Source organism: Kitasatospora sp. SolWspMP-SS2h (assembly GCF_003259315.1).
GTDB classification, from domain to species: Bacteria; Actinomycetota; Actinomycetes; order Streptomycetales; family Streptomycetaceae; genus Kitasatospora; species Kitasatospora fiedleri.
This window is the reverse complement of the sequence record NZ_QLLT01000015.1, coordinates 71,913-90,182: the sequence shown is the minus strand read 5'-3', so window position 1 is coordinate 90,182 and position 18,270 is coordinate 71,913. Positions and strand designations below refer to the sequence as shown.

General features: G+C 70.6%; 17 protein-coding genes. 7 read left to right on the top strand and 10 right to left on the bottom strand.

The features are described 5' to 3' along the window. Positions 1 to 11: 11 nt before the first annotated feature. From K353_RS19800 to rfbB, 5 genes are all read right to left on the bottom strand, one after another. Positions 12 to 1,667: a hypothetical protein gene (locus tag K353_RS19800; RefSeq protein ID WP_146616515.1), complete on the bottom strand. Its 1,656-nt coding sequence runs from the start codon at positions 1,665 to 1,667 to the stop codon at positions 12 to 14. A 30-nt stretch (positions 1,668 to 1,697) separates the two neighbouring features. Then, the gene (locus K353_RS19795) at positions 1,698 to 2,087 is read right to left on the bottom strand and encodes a DUF2304 domain-containing protein (protein ID WP_111554918.1); all 390 of its coding nucleotides are present in this window, start codon (positions 2,085 to 2,087) and stop codon (positions 1,698 to 1,700) included. After that, the gene (locus K353_RS19790) at positions 2,084 to 2,773 is read right to left on the bottom strand and encodes a glycosyltransferase family 2 protein (protein ID WP_111554917.1); all 690 of its coding nucleotides are present in this window, start codon (positions 2,771 to 2,773) and stop codon (positions 2,084 to 2,086) included. Before K353_RS19790 ends, K353_RS19795 begins: the two co-directional genes overlap by 4 nt. A 75-nt stretch (positions 2,774 to 2,848) precedes the next feature. Then, positions 2,849 to 4,057, bottom strand: coding sequence for a lipopolysaccharide biosynthesis protein (locus K353_RS19785; protein WP_199528175.1), 1,209 nt, complete (start codon positions 4,055 to 4,057; stop codon positions 2,849 to 2,851). Between the two features lie 128 nt (positions 4,058 to 4,185). After that, complete coding sequence (rfbB, locus tag K353_RS19780; protein ID WP_111554916.1) at positions 4,186 to 5,163, bottom strand: dTDP-glucose 4,6-dehydratase; 978 nt, start codon at positions 5,161 to 5,163, stop codon at positions 4,186 to 4,188. A 113-nt stretch (positions 5,164 to 5,276) separates the two neighbouring features. Between rfbB and rfbA the strand changes: the two genes are divergently transcribed. The 5 genes from rfbA to K353_RS19755 all read left to right on the top strand — a co-directional run bounded on the left by rfbA (position 5,277) and on the right by K353_RS19755 (position 10,001). Next, positions 5,277 to 6,149, top strand: coding sequence for a glucose-1-phosphate thymidylyltransferase RfbA (rfbA, locus tag K353_RS19775; protein ID WP_111554915.1), 873 nt, complete (start codon positions 5,277 to 5,279; stop codon positions 6,147 to 6,149). Beyond that, positions 6,149 to 6,748, top strand: a complete 600-nt coding sequence (locus K353_RS19770; RefSeq protein WP_111554914.1) for a dTDP-4-dehydrorhamnose 3,5-epimerase family protein — start codon at positions 6,149 to 6,151, stop codon at positions 6,746 to 6,748. The genes rfbA and K353_RS19770 overlap by 1 nt, the downstream gene beginning before the upstream one ends. A 38-nt stretch (positions 6,749 to 6,786) precedes the next feature. Further along, positions 6,787 to 7,683 carry a glycosyltransferase family 2 protein gene (locus K353_RS19765; protein WP_111554913.1) on the top strand — a complete coding sequence of 299 codons (897 nt, stop codon included), beginning with the start codon at positions 6,787 to 6,789 and terminating at the stop codon, positions 7,681 to 7,683. A gap of 36 nt (positions 7,684 to 7,719) precedes the next feature. Further along, positions 7,720 to 8,667, top strand: a complete 948-nt coding sequence (locus tag K353_RS19760) for an NAD(P)-dependent oxidoreductase (RefSeq protein ID WP_111554912.1) — start codon at positions 7,720 to 7,722, stop codon at positions 8,665 to 8,667. A 77-nt stretch (positions 8,668 to 8,744) separates the two neighbouring features. After that, positions 8,745 to 10,001 carry an acyltransferase gene (locus K353_RS19755; RefSeq protein WP_111554911.1) on the top strand — a complete coding sequence of 419 codons (1,257 nt, stop codon included), beginning with the start codon at positions 8,745 to 8,747 and terminating at the stop codon, positions 9,999 to 10,001. Positions 10,002 to 10,284: 283 nt separating this feature from the next. On the opposite strand, the gene tuf is transcribed toward K353_RS19755, so the two are convergent. The 5 genes from tuf to K353_RS19730 form a co-directional block, all read right to left on the bottom strand. Continuing rightward, positions 10,285 to 11,478 (bottom strand): elongation factor Tu, encoded by a 1,194-nt coding sequence (gene tuf / locus K353_RS19750; protein ID WP_100837820.1) that lies wholly within the window; start codon positions 11,476 to 11,478, stop codon positions 10,285 to 10,287. Between the two features lie 205 nt (positions 11,479 to 11,683). Beyond that, on the bottom strand, positions 11,684 to 13,789 hold the full coding sequence (gene fusA / locus K353_RS19745; protein ID WP_111554910.1) for an elongation factor G: 2,106 nt from the start codon (positions 13,787 to 13,789) through the stop codon (positions 11,684 to 11,686). Positions 13,790 to 13,828: 39 nt separating this feature from the next. After that, positions 13,829 to 14,299: a 30S ribosomal protein S7 gene (rpsG, locus tag K353_RS19740; RefSeq protein ID WP_030457432.1), complete on the bottom strand. Its 471-nt coding sequence runs from the start codon at positions 14,297 to 14,299 to the stop codon at positions 13,829 to 13,831. Positions 14,300 to 14,301: 2 nt separating this feature from the next. Then, positions 14,302 to 14,673 carry a 30S ribosomal protein S12 gene (gene rpsL, locus K353_RS19735; RefSeq protein ID WP_014144289.1) on the bottom strand — a complete coding sequence of 124 codons (372 nt, stop codon included), beginning with the start codon at positions 14,671 to 14,673 and terminating at the stop codon, positions 14,302 to 14,304. A 353-nt stretch (positions 14,674 to 15,026) separates the two neighbouring features. Further along, entirely contained in the window at positions 15,027 to 15,503 is a 477-nt protein-coding gene (locus K353_RS19730) for a DUF1707 and DUF4190 domain-containing protein (protein WP_111554909.1), read from the bottom strand. Positions 15,504 to 15,848: 345 nt separating this feature from the next. Here K353_RS19730 and K353_RS19725 point away from each other — a divergent pair, with 345 nt between their 5' ends. Together K353_RS19725 and K353_RS19720 are read left to right on the top strand one after the other, a co-directional pair. Continuing rightward, entirely contained in the window at positions 15,849 to 16,628 is a 780-nt protein-coding gene (locus K353_RS19725) for an ABC transporter ATP-binding protein (protein WP_111554908.1), read from the top strand. Beyond that, positions 16,625 to 18,265, top strand: coding sequence for a transporter (locus K353_RS19720; RefSeq protein WP_233533692.1), 1,641 nt, complete (start codon positions 16,625 to 16,627; stop codon positions 18,263 to 18,265). Before K353_RS19725 ends, K353_RS19720 begins: the two co-directional genes overlap by 4 nt. The last annotated feature ends 5 nt before the right edge of the window (positions 18,266 to 18,270 follow it).

Sequence of the window (18,270 nt, the reverse complement as noted above, 5' to 3'; positions counted from 1 at the left end):
CAGGATCCCCGTCACTTCCGCAACTGCTCCTCGGAGTACGGTTCGCACCTGCCACCGTGGGCGAACTTGGGGCAGGGCCCCTTGGGGGTCTGGCTGTTGTGGGCCGACCAGGCCAGTCGGCCGAGGGAGGCCGGGTCGTCGGACGGCATGAAGCGGTCCACCGTCGCCGAGCCCGCCAGGCCGAAGAACAGTGTGAGGGCGCACAGCGCGGCGCCACCGGCCCGCATCGGGCTGCCGGGGAGGCGGGTGGGCCGGTCCTCGCTCCGGCGCCGCTCCGAGATCCGGCGGACCGCGAGGTGGACGGCCATGCCGACCATGATCAGGCAGCAGTAGAGCAGTTCGGACGAGGTGCGCGGGTAGAGCTGCACCAGTTGGTCGCGCTCCATGTGCGAGGCGAACCAGTAGCGCAGCAAGAAGGTCCCGACCAGGAAGAAGCCCGCCACCTGGACGATCGGCAGCTCCGCGCCCAACCACAGGGCCACCCCGAGGCCGACCAGCAGGAGCAGCGTGAAGACCCCGACGCCGCCGAGCTCCCCGGGGATCGGCCAGTTCGCGTGGGTGTAGCCGCCGGGCAGGTCGCCCATCCACATCACGAAGTACGCCGGGTCGGTCTGGGTGTCGAAGTACATGTACGAGTCGGGGGTGCCCGAGCCCTGCAGCAGTCGGACCAGGTAGGTGCCGGCCAGCGCCAGGAAGACCACGCCGGTGGTGCCCGTGGTGAGCAGTGCCCGCAGCAGCGCGGGCCGGCCGTCGCGACGCACCCTAGCCAGGGTGACGGCGGCACAGGCCAGCACGCCGGGCGCGGACCAGACGAACCAGCCGGAGTACCAGAGGAAGAACAGGGCGAAGACCGCGCCGTAGGCGGCTCCGACCAGCAGTGCGCGCTTGGTGGTGCGCCGTCCGGACTCGAGCAGTCGGCCGAGGAAGTGCGCGAACACCGGCAGCAGCACCAGCAGGATGATGTCCACGTACGGCTTGGCCGCGGTGAACAGCGGGAAGACGCAGACCACGCCGATGGCCAGCGACCACAGCGGGGGCAGTAGCAGGCGCCAGGCCAGGTAGAGGACCGGTCCGGCCAGTGCGGTGAGCAGCAGGGTGAGGATCTTCAGCGCGGCCCCGGGGTGGCCCGGGTTGAACAGCTCGGTCCAGTAGGCGAGCAGGTGCGGGAAGAGCGGCGGGTAGACCCCGGGTATCGACTTGCCGTCACTTATCAGGAAAGCCCAGTTCTGGAGCTGGGCGGAGTCGCCGTAGAAGCCGTTGAGCGGCCAGGGGGTGCCGCGCAGCGCCACCGCGACGCCGCCGGCGTACAGGCCGGTCGCCAGGCCCGCGACCGAGGCGCAGGCAAGCCGGAGGCCGACTGCGGGGGAGACCCGACGGCTGATCGTCCACCACCCGAAGGCGATCACGATGGCCACCAGGAGGAACCGGAGTTGCAGCGCGGCGAGCCCGCTGACCTGGCCCACCCGAGTCGTCGGGTTGACCTTGATCGCCATGCTGAGCACCAGGAAGCCGAACGCCGCGAGGACACCGGCCACCGCCTCCGCCGCGACGAGTCCCGCCGCGGTGCGGCGCGATCGGGCCGGGGCACTGCGTCTGGGGGGGTGGCCGGAGTCGGCTTCCCGGCGGCTGTCCGGTGCCGGATCGGCCGTCACGGGGCTCACGGGCATCACGTGCATCCTTCGAAAGTCGGTCGGACGTTACCGGCTGGCCGTCTCGGACTGGTCTGCGGTCTCCGCGAACCGGTCGTCGTTCACGCGCTGGCCGTCGTTGACGGCGATCGCCCGGGCGAGGTCGGTCAGCTTGGCCTCCAGCGACCGGAAGCGCATGAAGCTGTTGAGCGTCATGAACGCCATGGCGATGACCAGCAGGTAGAGCACCAGGTCGGTGCCGCGGCCGACGCCGAGCTGGTTGGCGACCCAGGTGACGTCCTGCGGGCGGAAGACCGCGTAGACGTTGGCGATGATGAACGCGGCGAACGCCATCCGCTTCCAGGCCCGGGTGTGTGCACGGTCCCAGCGCCGGACGAAGGTCAGCACCAGGGTGCCGGTGCCCAGTAGCAGGAGCAGCTGGATCCAGATGTACTTCATTTGCGCGCACGCTCCCGGAGCGAGATGTCGAAGAGGATGTTGACGCCGTTGATCAGGGACTGGCCCTTGGCGCGGGAGTACTCGGTGTACAGGATGTCGACCGGCACCTCGGTGACCCGCAGGCCGGAGGAGGCCAGGAAGGCCACGATCTCGGAGGCGTGCGCCATCCCGTTCATGGTGATCCGCAGTTGGGCTGCGGCCTTGCGGTTGAGCACCCGCAGACCGTTGTGCGAGTCGGTCAGGTTGAGCTTGCGGGCGGTGGGGCTGACCGTGGCCGCGGTGCGCAGCACGACCCGCTTGATCCACGGCACTTCGCCGGTCTGCTCGATGAACCGGGAGCCGAGCACCACGTCGGCGGCGTCGGCGCGCAGCAGTTCGACCATCTTCTCCACATCGGGCGTCTGGTGCTGGCCGTCGGCGTCGAAGGTGGCGAAGTACTCGGCACCGGGCTGCTTCAGCGCGTAGGAGAGACCGGTCTGGAGGGCGGCGCCCTGGCCGAGGTTGACGGGGTGCCGGACCAGGTGCGCGCCGGTGGTCAGGATCGACTCCGCGGAGTCGTCCGAGCTGCCGTCGTCCACCACGACGATGTTCGGGAATACCTTGCGCGCGTTCTCGACAACGTCAGCGATGACGGTGCCCTCGTTGTAGGCCGGGATGACCAGCCACACATCGTCATAGTCGGACATCGGTGCTCCATGCTGCAGCCTCTGGCCGCGAGGTCGTGATGTGGGAAGGGTGGTGCTGCGGGTACGCGCGCCAGGTCATGCGGAGTCCACGAGGGTGGGGCGGCTGGCCTCGCCGCCCTCCGTCCGGGAGGTGCGCGGGAAGGCCAGTCGGACCGCCACCGCCATGGACACCACCGCGGCGAGCGAGCCCAGCGTGTAGGCCAGGCAGACCCGGGTGGCGACCGCTCCGGGGAGCAGGGTGGTGCCGATCAGGACCAGGGTCGCGAAGGCCCAGCAGAGCAGCTGGAGCCGGTGCCGGTGGATCACCATGAGCGCCTGTCCGAGCACCATCGCCAGCATGTAGCTCAGGGTTCCGACCGACATCCACAGGAAGTCCACCCGACCCAGTACGTCCTGGGCACCGAAGAGTACCCGGATGAGCCATGGTCCGAGAATGGTCGCAGGCACACCGCCCGCCACGCCCAACGTGGTGACGACGAGGCAGGTCTTGGCGAGCAACCGGGTGAAACCGGTGCGGTCCCCGGCCGCGGCCGCGGTGGACAGGCCGGACAGCAGCGAGGCCTGGAGCGAGCCGAAGACGAAGAGCGGCACCCGGGCCAGCACGATGGCGTTCAGCAGACCGGCCGTCAGTGCGGCGTCCTCGGGCGCGAGGAGCTTGGTACTGACGACGGCCGCGTTCACCACGATCTGCGAGAGCAGGGTGGACACCACCAGCGGACCCAGCCCGGACAGCAGCGTCCGCCAGCGCGGCTCCGGCCCCCGGTCGACGCCCTGGAGCACCGGGCGGAGGGTGGCCAGCACCGAGACGACCGGCGCGACGGCGAGGATCAGCGCGAAGGCGAGCGGGGACCGGACACCGGCCAGGGCGAGCACCACGGCGAGACCGATCCGCAGGCCGCCGTCGATACCCAGCTGGAGGCCGTACGGTCCGAAGCGGCCCAGGCCGGCCAGCACGCCGCGGGTGACGTTGCTCGCCGCCATCGCGGCGAAGGAGACCACCAGGGCGGCCACCATGTCGAGGCGGCCGTTGAAGAAGGCGTCGGCGACCTGGCGGCCCCAGACGCCCATGGCGACGGCCAGCAGGGCGACCAGCACCGTCGCCAGCGCGGCGATCCGCCGCACCACGCCGGCGATGCCGTGCCCCTCGACCCGTTCGGCGGCGACGATCCGGGTCAGTTCCTGCTCGACCGGGAAGAACAGGCCGAGTCCCACCGACATCAGGATCGTCCACAGCACGGAGACCGAGGCCATGTCCTTGGTGTCGAGGCTGTGCCCCGCCGCCATCAGGTGTACGTATGAAGCCGCGCCGAGTACGACCGTGCCGCCGATCACCGAAGTGGTGCCCGGCGGCAGGGAGTTCAGGAGGGCTGCCAGCGGCGAACGCTTCGCGGGTGCCGCGCTGCTTTTCCCGGTCACAGTTGCTGGGCGGCCCTCACCTTGAGCGGCTCCCACCAGGCACGGTTCTCGCGGTACCAGGTGATGGTCTCGGCGATGCCGTCCTCGAAGCGAACCTGGGGCTCGTAGCCGAGCTCGGCCCGGATCTTGCCGATGTCCAGCGAGTAGCGCAGGTCGTGGCCCTTGCGGTCGGCCACCGGCTCGACCATGTCCCAGCCCAGGCCGGCGGCCTCCAGCAGCAGCCCGGTGAGCTCCTTGTTGGTGAGCTCCGTCCCGCCGCCGATGTTGTAGACCTCGCCGGAGCGGCCCTTGCGCATCGCCAGGTCGATGCCCCGGCAGTGGTCGGAGACGTGCAGCCAGTCGCGGATGTTGCCGCCGCTGCCGTAGAGCGGAACCTTCTTGCCGTCCATCAGGTTGGTGACGAACAGCGGGATGACCTTCTCCGGGAACTGGTAGTGCCCGTAGTTGTTGGAGCAGCGGGTGACGACGACGTCCATCCCGTGGGTGCGGTGGTAGGCCAGCGCGAGCAGGTCCGAGCCCGCCTTGGAGGCGGAGTACGGGGAGTTCGGCGCCAGCGGCCACTCCTCGGTCCAGGAGCCCTCGTCGATCGAGCCGTAGACCTCGTCGGTGGAGACGTGCACGAATCGGGCCACGCCGTGCTTGCGGGCGGCGTCGAGCAGGACCTGGGTGCCGAGCACGTTGGTCACCACGAACGGGCCGGCACCGGCGATCGAGCGGTCGACGTGCGACTCGGCGGCGAAGTGCACCACCACGTCGTGACCGGGCATCACCTGGTCGACGGTCTCCGGGTCGGAGATGTCGCCCTGGACGAAGACGTAGCCCGCGTGCCCGGCCACCGGTGCGAGGTTGGCCTCCACGCCCGAGTACGTCAGCTTGTCGAGGACCGTGATCTGAGCCGTGGCGTCCGCACCCAACTGCTGACGGACGAACTCTGAACCAATGAAGCCGGCGCCGCCGGTCACGAGGATGCGCATAGTAGTGCGGATTCTACTACCACGTACGAAGCCCCGATCCTGACCTCTCGGCCGCACCGGCGTGCCGCGCACCGTGTTGGGGCGACGTACCCCCGCCACGTATGGTGAGCCCTATGCGTGGCATCCTCCTTGCCGGCGGGACCGGCTCCCGCCTGTGGCCGCTGACAAGGGCAGTCTCGAAGCAGCTGCTCCCGGTCTTCGACAAGCCGATGGTCTACTACCCGCTCTCGACCCTGGTGATGGCCGGGATCCGCGAGATCATGATCATCACCACTCCCCAGGACCAGGAGCAGTTCCAGCGCCTCCTGGGTGACGGCTCCCAGCTCGGCCTGGACCTGCGGTACGCCGTCCAGGAGCGGCCGGAGGGCATCGCGCAGGCCTTCCTGCTGGCCGCGGACTTCATCGGCGACGAGCCGGTCGCGCTCATCCTCGGTGACAACATCTTCCACGGCAGCGGCCTCGGCACCCGGCTCGCGCAGCGCACCGACCCCAAGGGCGGCATGGTCTTCGCCTACCCGGTCGCCGACCCCACCGCGTACGGCGTGGTCGAGTTCGACCAGGCCGGCCAGGTCATATCGATCGAGGAGAAGCCGGAGAAGCCGAAGTCCCGCTACGCGGTGCCCGGGCTCTACTTCTACGACAACCGCGTGGTCGAGATCGCCCGCACCATCACTCCCAGCGCCCGCGGCGAGCTGGAGATCACCGCCGTGAACGAGGCGTACCTGCGGACCGGAGAGCTCCAGGTGACGGTTCTGGACCGCGGCACCGCCTGGCTCGACACCGGCACCTTCGTGTCGATGGTGCAGGCTTCCGAATTCGTCCGGGTCATCGAGGAACGCCAGGGCTTCAAGGTCGGCTGTGTCGAGGAGACCGCGTGGCGGGCCGGCTTCCTGAACGACGACCAGCTCCGGGCCCTGGCCCAGCCGTTGAAGAAGAGCGGCTACGGGCAGTACCTGGAGGCCCTGCTCGACGAGGAGAACATCTGATGAAGTTCCGCGAACTCTCCATCGGCGGCGCCTGGGAGGTCACGCCGCAGCAGCACGGCGACCCGCGCGGCCTGTTCATGGAGTGGTACCGCTTCGACCACCTCGCCGCCGCGGTCGGCCACCCGCTGCGGATGGCCCAGGCGAACCTCTCGGTCTCCGCCAAGGACGTCGTGCGCGGCATCCACTTCGCCGACGTGCCGCCCGGGCAGGCCAAGTACGTGACCTGCGTGCGCGGCGCGGTGCTCGACGTGGTGGTCGACCTCCGGGTGGGCTCTCCGACCTTCGGCCGCTCGGAGTTCGTCCGGCTCGACGACGTCGACCGGCGCGCGGTGTACATCTCCGAGGGACTCGGCCACGGCTTCTGCGCCCTCACGGACGACGCCACCCTTTCGTACGTCTGCTCCGAGACGTACAACCCGACCGGCGAGCACGCGGTGCACCCGCTCGACCCGGACCTGGCGATCGACTGGCCGACCGGCACCCCCCAGCTGTCCGACCGGGACGCCGCCGCCCCCACCCTGGCCGAGGCCCGTGAGCGCGGGCTGCTGCCGGACTACCAGGCGTGCCTGCGGTACCGTCAGGCGCTGATCGACAGCTGACCCTGCCCCGTCCACCTCGAAATCCGGGTGTTCCGTTCATGACGACCCTCGACATCATGCTGCCCTACTACGGCGACGTCGCCCTGATGCAGACCGCCGTCCGCAGCGTCCTGGCCCAGAGCGACCCGAACTGGCGCCTCACCGTGGTGGACGACGGCAAGGAACCGGACGTCCCGGGCTGGTTCGAGCAGCTCGGCGACGACCGGGTCTCGTACCAGCGCAACGAACGGAACCTCGGCGTCACCGGCAACTACCGCAAGTGCCTGGGACTGGTCCGCGAAGAGCACTTCGTGATGATGGGCACCGACGACGCCATGCTGCCCGACTACGTCGCCACCGTGCGGGCCGCGCTCGCCGCCCACCCCGGCATCGGCATGGTCCAGCCCGGCGTGCAGGTGATCGACGGCGCGGGGACCCCCACCGAGGGCCTGGTCGACCAGGCGAAGCGCCGGATCTACGCGCCGAAGGTGGACGGCACCCGGGTGATGGGCGGCGAGGAACTGGCCACCAACCTGCTGCGCGGCAACTGGCTGTTCTTCCCCTCCATCTGCTGGCGCACCGAGGCGCTGCGCGCCGTCGGCTTCCGCGACAACCTGGAGGTCACCCAGGACCTCGCCCTGGTGATCGACCTGCTGCAGGCCGGCGAGCGGATGCTGATCTCCGGCACCGTGTGCTTCCAGTACCGCCGGCACGCGGTGTCCATCTCCTCCAAGCAGGCGTTCACCGGCGCCCGCTTCACCGAGGCCAACCGCTTCTTCACGGAGGTCGCGGACCGGCTCGACCAGCACGGCTGGTCCAAGGCCGCGAAGGCGGCCCGGCTGCACCTCTCCTCGCGCATCCACGCGCTCACCATGGTCCCGGGCGCGTTGAAGAACCGGCAGAGCCAGGGCGCCCGCACGCTGCTGCGTCACGTCGCCGGCAACGACCCCCGGTAGTCCCCCGCCACTCCCGAGCCCCACCGGAGCCCTCCGATGACCGTCACCCCCCTGCCCCGCGTCGCCGTCCTCGGCGGTACCGGCTTCGTCGGGCGGGCGATCCTCGCCACCCTCTCGGAACGCGGCCACGGCCTGCTGACCGTCGCCCGCAACCGGCCCGAGGCCGAGCTGCCCGGCGACTTCGCCCGCTTCGACCTCACCGAGGGCGCGCCGGAGGACCTGGCGAAGCTGCTGACCGCCGAGCGGGTCGACGTGGTGGTGAACGCGGCCGGCGGCATGTGGGGCCTCACCGACGAACAGATGGTCGGTGCCAACGTCGGCATGGTCTCCCGGCTCCTGGAGGCGCTGGGGTCGATGGACCGCGCCCCCCGGCTGGTGCACCTGGGCACCGTGCACGAGTACGGGCTCTGCCCGATCGGCGTCAGCCTCGGCGAGGACCACGTCCCGGCCCCCTCCATGGTGTACGGCCGGCTGAAGCTGCAGGCCACCGAGCTGATCACGGAGACGGTCCGCGACCAGGGACTGGACGCCGTGGTGCTCCGACTCGGCAACGTGGTCGGGGCCGGCCAGCCCGGACACAGCCTGCTCGGCGTGATGGCCGCCAAGCTGGTCGAGGCGCGGACCGCCGGGACGACGGCGGAGCTCGCGCTCCAGCCGCTGACCGCCCAGCGCGACTTCGTGGACCTCCAGGACACCGTGGACGCGATCGTCGCCGCGCTCTCCCCGGCCGCCGCCACCCCGCCGGTGCTCAACGTGGGCCTCGGCCGGGCCACGTCGGCCCGCGAGCTGGTCGAGCTGCTGATCGAGGTCAGCGGTGTTCCGACCGTGGTGACCGAGGTGGCCGCCCCGGCCGGCAGCGGCCCGGAGACCGAGTGGCAGCAACTCGACATCACGGCGGTCCGGCACTCGCTCGGTTGGCAGCCGCGGCGCACCCCGCGCGAGGCGGTCGCCGCGCTCTGGGCCGCGGCTGTCCTGCCGGCCTGAAACTCCTATAATCTCGGCGGCCCGTACGCCGGAGCGAATCCCGTGCGCCCCCCTCGCAGGAAGCCTGAAGAACCCCTATGAATCGCAGACTGCGCGCCCTGCCCGGGTACCGCGGGACACTCGCCGGGCTGTACTCGTCGCGCGCCAACAGTTTCGGCATCCTGCGCCTCGTACTGGCCTCCTCGGTCGTCGTCTCGCACATGTACCCGATCGCCTGGGGCCACCTCGACCCGCTGTGGAAGCACAGCGGCCTGCAGACCGACATCGGCAAGATGGCCGTCGTCGGCTTCTTCGTGCTGTCCGGCTTCATGATCAGCGGCAGCGGCGCCCGCACCAGCATCGGCCGCTACTCCTGGCACCGCGCGCTGCGCATCCTGCCCGGCCTCTGGGGCTCGCTGCTGGTCTCCGCCCTCCTGATCGTGCCCGCGCTGTACTACTACCTGCACGGCACGATCCACGGCTACCTGCACCACGCCGACGGCCCGGTCCCGTACCTCGAAGGCACCTGGAACACCTCGATCAGCAACGGCTGGGACATCTCCGGTGTGATGGCCGAGGGCCGCGACCGCGGCACCAACTTCGACCCCGGTGTGAACGGTGCCCTGTGGTCGCTGAAGTACGAGATCCTCTGCTACGTGATGGTCGGCCTGTTCGCGGTCGCCGGCGTACTGACCCGGGCCCGGAAGTTCGTCCCGCTGCTGGCCGGCGCGCTCGGCGTGCTGATCATCAACGACTGGCTGGACGCCCCCGGCTGGCGGGGCATCCCCGGTGACATGGGTTCCGCGGTCAACGTGCCGTTCCTCGGTGCCATGTCGACCCACTTCCTGATCCACCTGGGCTTCGTGTTCCTGATCGGCGCGACCTTCAACCTGTACCGGGAGCGGCTGCCGATCCACGACGGCCTGGCCCTGCTCTCGGCCGTGGTGCTGGGCCTCACGCTGCACTTCGGCGGCCTCTTCGTGTTCGGCTACCCCGCCTTCGCCTACCTGCTGCTCTGGCTGGCGATCCGCCTGCCGCGCCCGTTCCAGAAGGTCGGCCGCAAGCGCGACTACTCGTACGGCATCTACATCTACGGCTTCACCGTGGAGCAGGCACTGGCCATGCTCGGCTACGCGAAGTACGGCAAGCCCGTCTACCTGGCGCTCGCGATGGCCGGCACCTTCGTGCTGGCGGTCCTCTCCTGGCACCTGCTCGAGTCGCCGGTGATGAAGCTGAAGAACTGGACCCCGTGGTTCGTCCGTCGGCTGAAGGGCCGTTCCACGCCCCCGGCGCCGCCCTCTCCCCCCGCCGGGTCACCCCGGCAGGACAACTCCTCCCCCACCGTCTCCGCCTGAACCCGTCGGGGGTCCCGCCCCCGGCCACTTCCCCTCCCAGAGTGCCCCGTCGAGCCCACCGGCCCGGCGGGGCACTCTGCTGTCCCCGCCCGCCGGACCGGGAGCGCGGACAGGGGCGCCGACCGGCCGGGCGCGGAGGGCGCGAGACGGGTGGTGAGGGGCGCAGGACGAGAGCGGAAGGGACTGGGCGCCAACACCCTCCCCGGGAACGCCGGAGGGCCCGGCCCCCTCCCTTGCGGGACGGGGCCGGGCCCTCGCGGTTGACCGGAGGTCGGATCGACAATTACTTGAGGATCTTGGTGACCTGGCCGGCGCCGACGGTGCGGCCACCCTCACGGATGGCGAACTTCAGGCCCTCCTCCATGGCGACGGGCTGGATCAGCGCGACGGTCATGGCGGTGTTGTCGCCCGGCATGACCATCTCGGTGCCCTCGGGGAGGGTCACGACGCCGGTCACGTCCGTGGTGCGGAAGTAGAACTGCGGGCGGTAGTTGTTGAAGAAGGGGGTGTGACGGCCACCCTCGTCCTTCGACAGGATGTAGGACTGGGCCTCGAAGTCGGTGTGCGGCGTGACCGAACCCGGCTTGATGATGACCTGGCCGCGCTCGACGTCCTCGCGCTTGATGCCGCGGAGCAGCAGACCGACGTTCTCACCGGCCTGGCCCTCGTCGAGCAGCTTGCGGAACATCTCGATACCGGTGACCGTGGTGGTGGTCTTGGTGGTCTTGATGCCGATGATGTCGACGGTCTCGTTGACCTTGAGGATGCCGCGCTCGATGCGGCCGGTGACGACGGTGCCACGACCGGTGATCGTGAAGACGTCCTCGATCGGCATCAGGAACGGCTGGTCGACCAGGCGCTCCGGGGTCGGGATGGCCTCGTCGACGGCGTGCATCAGGCCGAGGAGCTTCTCGCCCCACTCCTTGTCGCCCTCGAGCGCCTTCAGCGCCGAGACGCGGACGACCGGCAGGTCGTCGCCCGGGAACTCGTACTCGGAGAGGAGCTCGCGGACCTCGAGCTCGACGAGCTCCAGGATCTCCTCGTCGTCCACCATGTCGGCCTTGTTCAGGGCGACGACGATGTAGGGGACGCCGACCTGGCGGGCCAGGAGGACGTGCTCCTTGGTCTGCGGCATCGGGCCGTCGGTGGCGGCGACGACGAGGATCGCACCGTCCATCTGGGCCGCACCGGTGATCATGTTCTTGATGTAGTCCGCGTGACCCGGGCAGTCGACGTGGGCGTAGTGACGCGCCTCGGTCTGGTACTCGACGTGCGCGATGGAGATGGTGATACCGCGCTGACGCTCCTCCGGCGCCTTGTCGATCTGGTCGAACGGCGTGAAGGGGTTGATGTCCGGGTACGCGTCGTGCAGCACCTTGGTGATGGCCGCGGTCAGCGTGGTCTTACCGTGGTCGATGTGACCGATGGTGCCGATGTTGACGTGGGGCTTCGTCCGCTCGAACTTCGCCTTCGCCACTGCAGTCCTCCTGAGGACAGTTCTGTACGCCGTACGACGTCAGTTGGTCTGGATCGGGTTGTTGGAACGGGGCGCTGGTGTCGCGCCCCATTGCCGTCCCGCGGGTGGGGGTGCCGGAGGGCTCCCGGGCGGAACCCGGACGGGCAAGCGTCCGGGTGCCCTCCTTCTAGCCTAAAGGGTCTGAATCATCCCGATTACCGGGACGTCACTCGCCCTTGGCCTTGGCGATGATGTCGTCCGCCACGTTCCGCGGAACCTCGGCGTACGAGTCGAACTGCATCGAGTAGCTTGCGCGACCAGAGGTCTTGCTGCGCAGGTCACCGACGTAGCCGAACATCTCGGAGAGCGGCACCAGCGCCTTGACGACGCGGGCACCGTGACGCTCCTCCATGGCCCGGATCTGGCCACGGCGGGAGTTGATGTCGCCGATCACGTCGCCCATGTAGTCCTCGGGGGTGGTGACCTCGACGGCCATCATCGGCTCCAGCAGAGCCGGCGACGCCTTCTTGGCACCTTCCTTGAACGCCATGGAACCGGCGATCTTGAACGCGAGCTCGGACGAGTCGACGTCGTGCGACGCACCGTCGAGCAGGCTCACGCGGACGCCCTGGAGCGGGTAGCCGGCGAGCACGCCGAACTCCATGGCCTCCTGGCAGCCGGCGTCGACCGAGGGGATGTACTCCTTCGGAACGCGGCCACCGGTGACCTTGTTCACGAACTCGTAGCCCTCGCCGGACTCCAGCGGCTCGATCGCGATCTGGATCTTCGCGAACTGGCCGGAACCACCGGTCTGCTTCTTGTGCGTGTAGTCGATGCGCTCGACGGCCTTGCGGATCGTCTCGCGGTACGCGACCTGCGGCTTGCCGACGTTGGCCTCGACCTTGAACTCGCGGCGCATGCGGTCGACCAGCACCTCGAGGTGCAGCTCGCCCATGCCCGCGATGATCGTCTGGCCGGTCTCCTCGTCGGTGTTGACCTGGAAGGACGGGTCCTCCTCGGCCAGGCGCTGGATGGCGACACCCAGCTTCTCCTGGTCGCCCTTGGACTTGGGCTCGATCGCGACGCGGATGACCGGGGCCGGGAAGTCCATGGACTCCAGGATGACCGGCTGCTTCTCGTCGGACAGCGTCTCACCGGTGGTGGTCTGCTTGAGGCCCATCACGGCGATGATGTCGCCGGCGCCCACCGAGTCGATCTCCTCACGCTTGTTCGCGTGCATGCGGTAGATCTTGCCGATGCGCTCCTTCTTGCCCTTGACGGAGTTCAGCACCGAGGTGCCGGACTCCAGGCGGCCGGAGTACACGCGGACGAAGGTGAGCTTGCCCAGGTGCGGGTCGGACATGATCTTGAACGCGAGCGCGGCGAGCGGCTCGTCGTCCGAGGCCTGCCGGACGATCTTCTCGTCGGGGTTGTTCGGCTTCGTGCCCTCGATGCCCTCGATGTCGAGGGGCGACGGCAGGTACTTCACGACCGCGTCGAGCAGGGGCTGGACGCCCTTGTTCTTGAAGGCCGAGCCGCAGAAGATCGGGGTGAAGTCCGAGTTCAGCGTGCCCTTGCGGATCGCGGCGACCAGCAGCTCCTCGGGGATGTCCTCGCCCTCCAGGGCGAGCTCCATCACCTCGTCGCTGACGTTCGACACGGTGTCGAGCAGGGCCTCGCGGTACTCCTCGGCCTTGTCGGCGAGGTCGGCCGGGATGTCGACGGTGTCGTACATCTCGCCCTTGGGCGCGTCCGCGGACCAGACCAGGGCCTTCATCTTCACCAGGTCGACGACACCGGTGAAGTCACCCTCGGCGCCGATCGGCAGCTGCATGACCAGCGGGGTGGCGCCGAGGCGGTCCACGATGGTCTGCACGCAGAAGTAGAAGTCGGCGCCCGTGCGGTCCAGCTTGTTGATGAAGCAGATGCGCGGGACGCCGTAGCGGTCAGCCTGCCGCCACACGGTCTCGGACTGGGGCTCGACACCGGCGACACCGTCGAACACCGTCACGCCACCGTCGAGCACGCGCAGCGAGCGCTCCACCTCGACGGTGAAGTCGACGTGGCCCGGGGTGTCGATGATGTTGATGGTGTTGTCGACGCCGTCGAGGGTCCAGTGACAGGTCGTCGCGGCCGACGTGATGGTGATGCCGCGCTCCTGCTCCTGCTCCATCCAGTCCATCGTGGCAGCGCCGTCGTGGACCTCACCGATCTTGTACGAGACACCGGTGTAGAACAGGATCCGCTCGGTGGTGGTGGTCTTGCCCGCGTCGATGTGCGCCATGATCCCGATGTTGCGGACCTTGGCGAGGTCAAGGGAGGTTGCAGCCATGGTGGCTCGTTCTCTCTCTGTCTAGTGACGGGGTTCGGACTACCAGCGGTAGTGCGCGAAGGCCTTGTTCGACTCGGCCATCTTGTGGGTGTCCTCGCGGCGCTTCACGGAGGCGCCCAGACCGTTGCTGGCGTCGAGGATCTCGTTGAGCAGGCGCTCGGTCATGGTCTTCTCGCGGCGGGCGCGGGAGTAGCCGACCAGCCAGCGCAGCGCCAGGGTGTTGGCGCGGCCCGGACGGACCTCGACCGGCACCTGGTAGGTGGCGCCGCCGACGCGGCGGGACTTGACCTCGAGGGTCGGCTTGACGTTCTCCAGGGCGCGCTTGAGCGCGACCACCGGGTCGGCGCCGGTCTTCTCGCGGACGCCCTCGAGGGCGCCGTAGACGATCCGCTCGGCGGTGGAGCGCTTGCCGTGCAGCAGGATCTTGTTGACCAGCGAGGTCACCAGCGGGGAGCCGTAGACCGGGTCGATGATGACCGGGCGCTTCGGGGCGGGGCCCTTACGAGGCATTCTTACTTCTCCTTCTTGGCGCCGTAGCGGCTGCGAGCCTGCTTGCGGTTCTTGACACCCTGGGTGTCGAGCGAGCCGCGGATGATCTTGTAGCGGACACCAGGAAGGTCCTTCACACGGCCACCGCGGACCAGCACGATGGAGTGCTCCTGCAGGTTGTGGCCCTCGCCCGGAATGTAAGCGGTGACCTCGATCCCGCTGGTGAGGCGCACACGGGCGACCTTGCGGAGAGCCGAGTTCGGCTTCTTCGGGGTGGTCGTGTACACACGCGTGCAGACGCCGCGGCGCTGGGGCGAACCCTTCAGTGCGGGCGTCTTGTTCTTCTCGACCTTGTCCTGCCGGCCCTTTCGGACCAGCTGCTGGATCGTAGGCACCGTTTCTCCGTTTTCTGTGTGCCAAGGCTTGGTGGAACTAACCTGCGGTATGGCCCGCACCCTCCGACCCACGCGGTCGGGTGTGTTGGCCTTCTTCGGGGGAAGAATCGCGGAATCCCATGAGCTGCGCTGCGGCTACGGCGCACACCGAGCGGGTGGAGTCTCCGCTGCGGCGGCCGATCTGCTGGCACGCACAAGGACCCGGGCACACCCCAGGCACAAGGTCAGAGCGTACCTAGCGCACAGGCGGTGGTCAAAACAAATGGAGTGCGCCCGGTTGCGCGGGCCCGCGGACCTGGTACGGGAACAGGCCGCGGGCCCGCGAGGCCGGGCCCGCGCCGGGCGGCCCCGGCTCAGGCCGAGGCGAGGGCCAGCAGGAGGAAGAGCACCCAGCCGGCCACCGACAGCCAGCCCAGGACCAGGCCGAGCACCGCCAGGCCGTCGCCGTCCTCGCGGGTGACGCGCATCCGGTTGCGGGCCATGTGGCCGGTGATCACGGCGGGCAGCCCGGTGACGCCGAAGGTGAGCACGGTCAGGCAGCCGAGCGTCGCGGAGGCCACCGCCAGGCCGTTGTTGCGGACGGGACGCGAGGGCGGCGGCAGGTAGGCGGGCATGAAGGTCGGCGGCACCACCGGGACGGGCGCGCCGAAGGGCTGCACCATCGGCCCGGACGGCAGGTCGGCCACCAGCGAGGCCAACTGCCCGTAGGTGGCGGCCTGGTGGGCCGCGGACATCCGGTGCTCGTACTCGGCGGCGGTCAGCCGGCCCTCGGAGAAGGCGGCCTTCAGCACGTCGATGGTGCGTTCCCGGTCGGAGTTGGCGGCCCGCATCGCGGACTGCGGCGTCGGCGCCGGCTGCCAGGGCTGCTGCCCGTACGGCGCCGGCGACCCCCACTGACCTGCCACCGCGGCCTCCTCCCGTTCCCCGTGCTGCGCGTGCGCTCCCAGCATGCAGGACGAACGGAGGGCCCGGGTAGTTGCCGGTCCCGGCGGGAGAAGGGACGGCGTACCGCCGAACGGGGGATGTGCGGGTGGGGGAACGGCCGTAGGGTCACGTCAGGCCCGCCCCCGGCCGTCGCCCCGCCCGGCCGGGTGCCCGGCCGGAACGCGTCGGAAAAAAATCCGTCCGGACCGCAGGACCCGTCCGGACCGACCTCGACCAGGAGGCCACCCGCCATGGAGGCGACCACCCCGCCGCCCGCCGTCTCGATCCGCGACCTGTGGAAGCGCTTCGGCGCCCAGACCGCCGTCGCCGGGCTGAGCCTCGACCTGCCCGCCGGGTCCTTCATCGGCCTGGTCGGCCCGAACGGGGCCGGCAAGACCACCACGCTGTCGATGGTCACCGGGCTGCTGCGGCCCGACCGGGGCACGGTGCTGGTGCACGGCGCGGACGTGTGGCGGGACCCGGTCGCGGTGAAGGCCCGGATCGGCATCCTGCCGGAGGGGCTGCGGATGTTCGAGCGGCTCAGCGGGCGCGAGCTGCTGCGGTTCAACGGCCGGCTGCGCGGGCTGGACGGCCCGGAGACCGACCGGCGGGCCGAGGAGCTGCTGGCGGTGCTCGACCTGACCGGCGCCGCCGACAAGCTGGTGGCCGACTACTCCACCGGCATGCGCAAGAAGATCGGCCTGGCCGCCGCGCTGCTGCACAACCCGGACGTGCTGTTCCTGGACGAGCCGTTCGAGGGCGTCGACCCGGTCTCCGCGCAGACCATCCGCGGCGTGCTCACCCGGTACGCCGTCTCCGGGTCGACGGTGGTGTTCTCCAGCCACGTGATGGAGCTGGTCGAGTCGCTGTGCGACTGGGTCGCGGTGGTGAACGCCGGGCGGGTGGTCGCCGCCGGGCCGCTGGACGTGGTGCGCGGCGGGACGTCGCTGCACCAGGCGTTCCTCGGGCTGGTCGGCGTCCGCGAGGACGACGGGCCGGCGCTCGACTGGCTGGGCGGGGGCCACCGGTGAGCGCCGACGCCACCGCCGCCACCGCCGCCACCACCGCCGGGGACCGCGCCGCCGTCCGGGCCCTCGTCGGGCTCAAGCTCCGGCTGCTGCGCAACGGGCTGCGGCGCACGCCCGGGCTGGCCGCCGGGTACGTCCTCGGCCTGGTCGTCGGGCTGCTGTTCGGGCTGGGCGGCGCCGCCGGGCTGGCCGTGCTGCACGGCCGGGCGGGGGCGGCCGACGCGGCCGCGGTGCTGGTCGCCGGGCTGACGGCGTCCTGGGCGGCGATGCCGCTCTTCTTCTTCTCCAGCGACGAGAGCGCCGACCCGACCCGGCTGACCATGCTGCCGCTGCGGCCGGCCGTGCTGCTGCGCGGCACCCTGCTGGGCGGCCTGGTCGGGCCGGGGCCGCTGGTCAGCCTGCTGCTGCTGGCCGGCGCCGCGGCGGCGGCCGGGCGGGGCGCGGCCTCGGCGGCGGTGGCGGTGCTCGCGGTGCCGCTGACCCTGCTGGTGCTGGTCGCGCTGATCCGGGCGGTCGGGGCGGCCAACGCCCGGATGCTGTCCAGCCGGCGCGGCAAGGACTTCGCCGTCTTCGGCGGCCTGCTGTTCGCGGTGCTGGCGCAGGGCGGCAACCTCGCCCTGCAGAGCTCGCTGAATGGCTCCGGCCCGGGCGTCGACCTGTCGGTGCTGCACCCGTACGCCTCGGTGGTGCGGTGGCTCCCGCCGGTCGCGGCGGTCGACGCGGTGCGCTCGGCCGGGGAGGGCGCCTACCCGGTCGCGGCCGGGCAGCTGCTGCTGACCGCGGCCCTGCTGGCCGGGCTGCTGCGCTGGTGGCTGCGGAGCCTGCGGGAGCTGATGGTCAGCGGCGACTCCTCGACCCTGCTGGAGCGCTCGCCCGCCGCCTCGGCCCGGACGGCGGGCCGGTGGCGGCTGCTGCCCCCCGGCCGGGTCGGCGCGGTCGCCCAGCGGCAGCTGCGGTACGCCTGGCGGGAGCCGCGGGCGAAGGCCGCGGTGTTCACCGGCATCGGGATGACGGCGGTCTTCTCGGTCCTGTCGGTGGTGCAGGGCTGGGGCTCGGTGTACGTGATCGCGATCGGCGGGCTGATGCTCGGCCTGCAGGCCGGCAACCTGTTCGGCGCGGACGGCTCCGGCTTCTGGATGATCGCCGCCACCCTCGCCACCCGGCGGGACGCCCGGGACGAGCTGCGCGGCCGGGCGCTGGCGGTCCTGGCGTACGCGGTGCCGGTGCTGCTGCTGTTCGGTCCGCCGGTGGCCGCCCTCACCGGCGACTGGCGCGGCCTGGCCCCGGCGCTCGGGCTGGCGCTGGCCGTGCTCGGCACCGCGATCGGCCTGGGCTGCGTGATCAGCGTCCGCGCCCCGTACGCGCTGCCCGCCGACGGCAACCCGATGCGCAACGCGGCGCCCGGCCAGAACGGCGCGGTGCTGCTCAACGCCTTCGGCTCGATGGTCGGCGTGGCGGTGCTCTGCCTGCCGCTCGGCACGCTGCTCGCCCTCCTGCTGCACGGCCACCACCCGGCCTGGCCGGTGCTGCCGGTGGGCGTGCTGTACGGGGCGGGCCTGGCCCTGCTGGGCGTCCGGCTGGCCTCGGGGCGGCTGGTGGAGCGGGCGCCGGAGATCCTCGCCCGGGTGATCGAGCGGTGACGGCC

What these genes read in the sequence shown, in the direction of transcription:
- K353_RS19790 (WP_111554917.1), bottom strand. Translation starts at nt 2,773, where the DNA reads ATGTCCGACTATGACGATGTGTGGCTGGTCATCCCGGCCTACAACGAG.
- K353_RS19765 (WP_111554913.1), top strand. Translation starts at nt 6,787, where the DNA reads ATGACGACCCTCGACATCATGCTGCCCTACTACGGCGACGTCGCCCTG.
- fusA (WP_111554910.1), bottom strand. Translation starts at nt 13,789, where the DNA reads ATGGCTGCAACCTCCCTTGACCTCGCCAAGGTCCGCAACATCGGGATC.
- rpsG (WP_030457432.1), bottom strand. Translation starts at nt 14,299, where the DNA reads ATGCCTCGTAAGGGCCCCGCCCCGAAGCGCCCGGTCATCATCGACCCG.
- K353_RS19755 (WP_111554911.1), top strand. Translation starts at nt 8,745, where the DNA reads ATGAATCGCAGACTGCGCGCCCTGCCCGGGTACCGCGGGACACTCGCC.
- K353_RS19785 (WP_199528175.1), bottom strand. Translation starts at nt 4,057, where the DNA reads ATGGCGGCGGGGCACAGCCTCGACACCAAGGACATGGCCTCGGTCTCC.
- K353_RS19760 (WP_111554912.1), top strand. Translation starts at nt 7,720, where the DNA reads ATGACCGTCACCCCCCTGCCCCGCGTCGCCGTCCTCGGCGGTACCGGC.
- rfbB (WP_111554916.1), bottom strand. Translation starts at nt 5,163, where the DNA reads ATGCGCATCCTCGTGACCGGCGGCGCCGGCTTCATTGGTTCAGAGTTC.
- K353_RS19770 (WP_111554914.1), top strand. Translation starts at nt 6,149, where the DNA reads ATGAAGTTCCGCGAACTCTCCATCGGCGGCGCCTGGGAGGTCACGCCG.
- rfbA (WP_111554915.1), top strand. Translation starts at nt 5,277, where the DNA reads ATGCGTGGCATCCTCCTTGCCGGCGGGACCGGCTCCCGCCTGTGGCCG.
- K353_RS19725 (WP_111554908.1), top strand. Translation starts at nt 15,849, where the DNA reads ATGGAGGCGACCACCCCGCCGCCCGCCGTCTCGATCCGCGACCTGTGG.
- K353_RS19795 (WP_111554918.1), bottom strand. Translation starts at nt 2,087, where the DNA reads ATGAAGTACATCTGGATCCAGCTGCTCCTGCTACTGGGCACCGGCACC.
- K353_RS19800 (WP_146616515.1), bottom strand. Translation starts at nt 1,667, where the DNA reads ATGCCCGTGAGCCCCGTGACGGCCGATCCGGCACCGGACAGCCGCCGG.
- K353_RS19730 (WP_111554909.1), bottom strand. Translation starts at nt 15,503, where the DNA reads ATGCGGGCCGCCAACTCCGACCGGGAACGCACCATCGACGTGCTGAAG.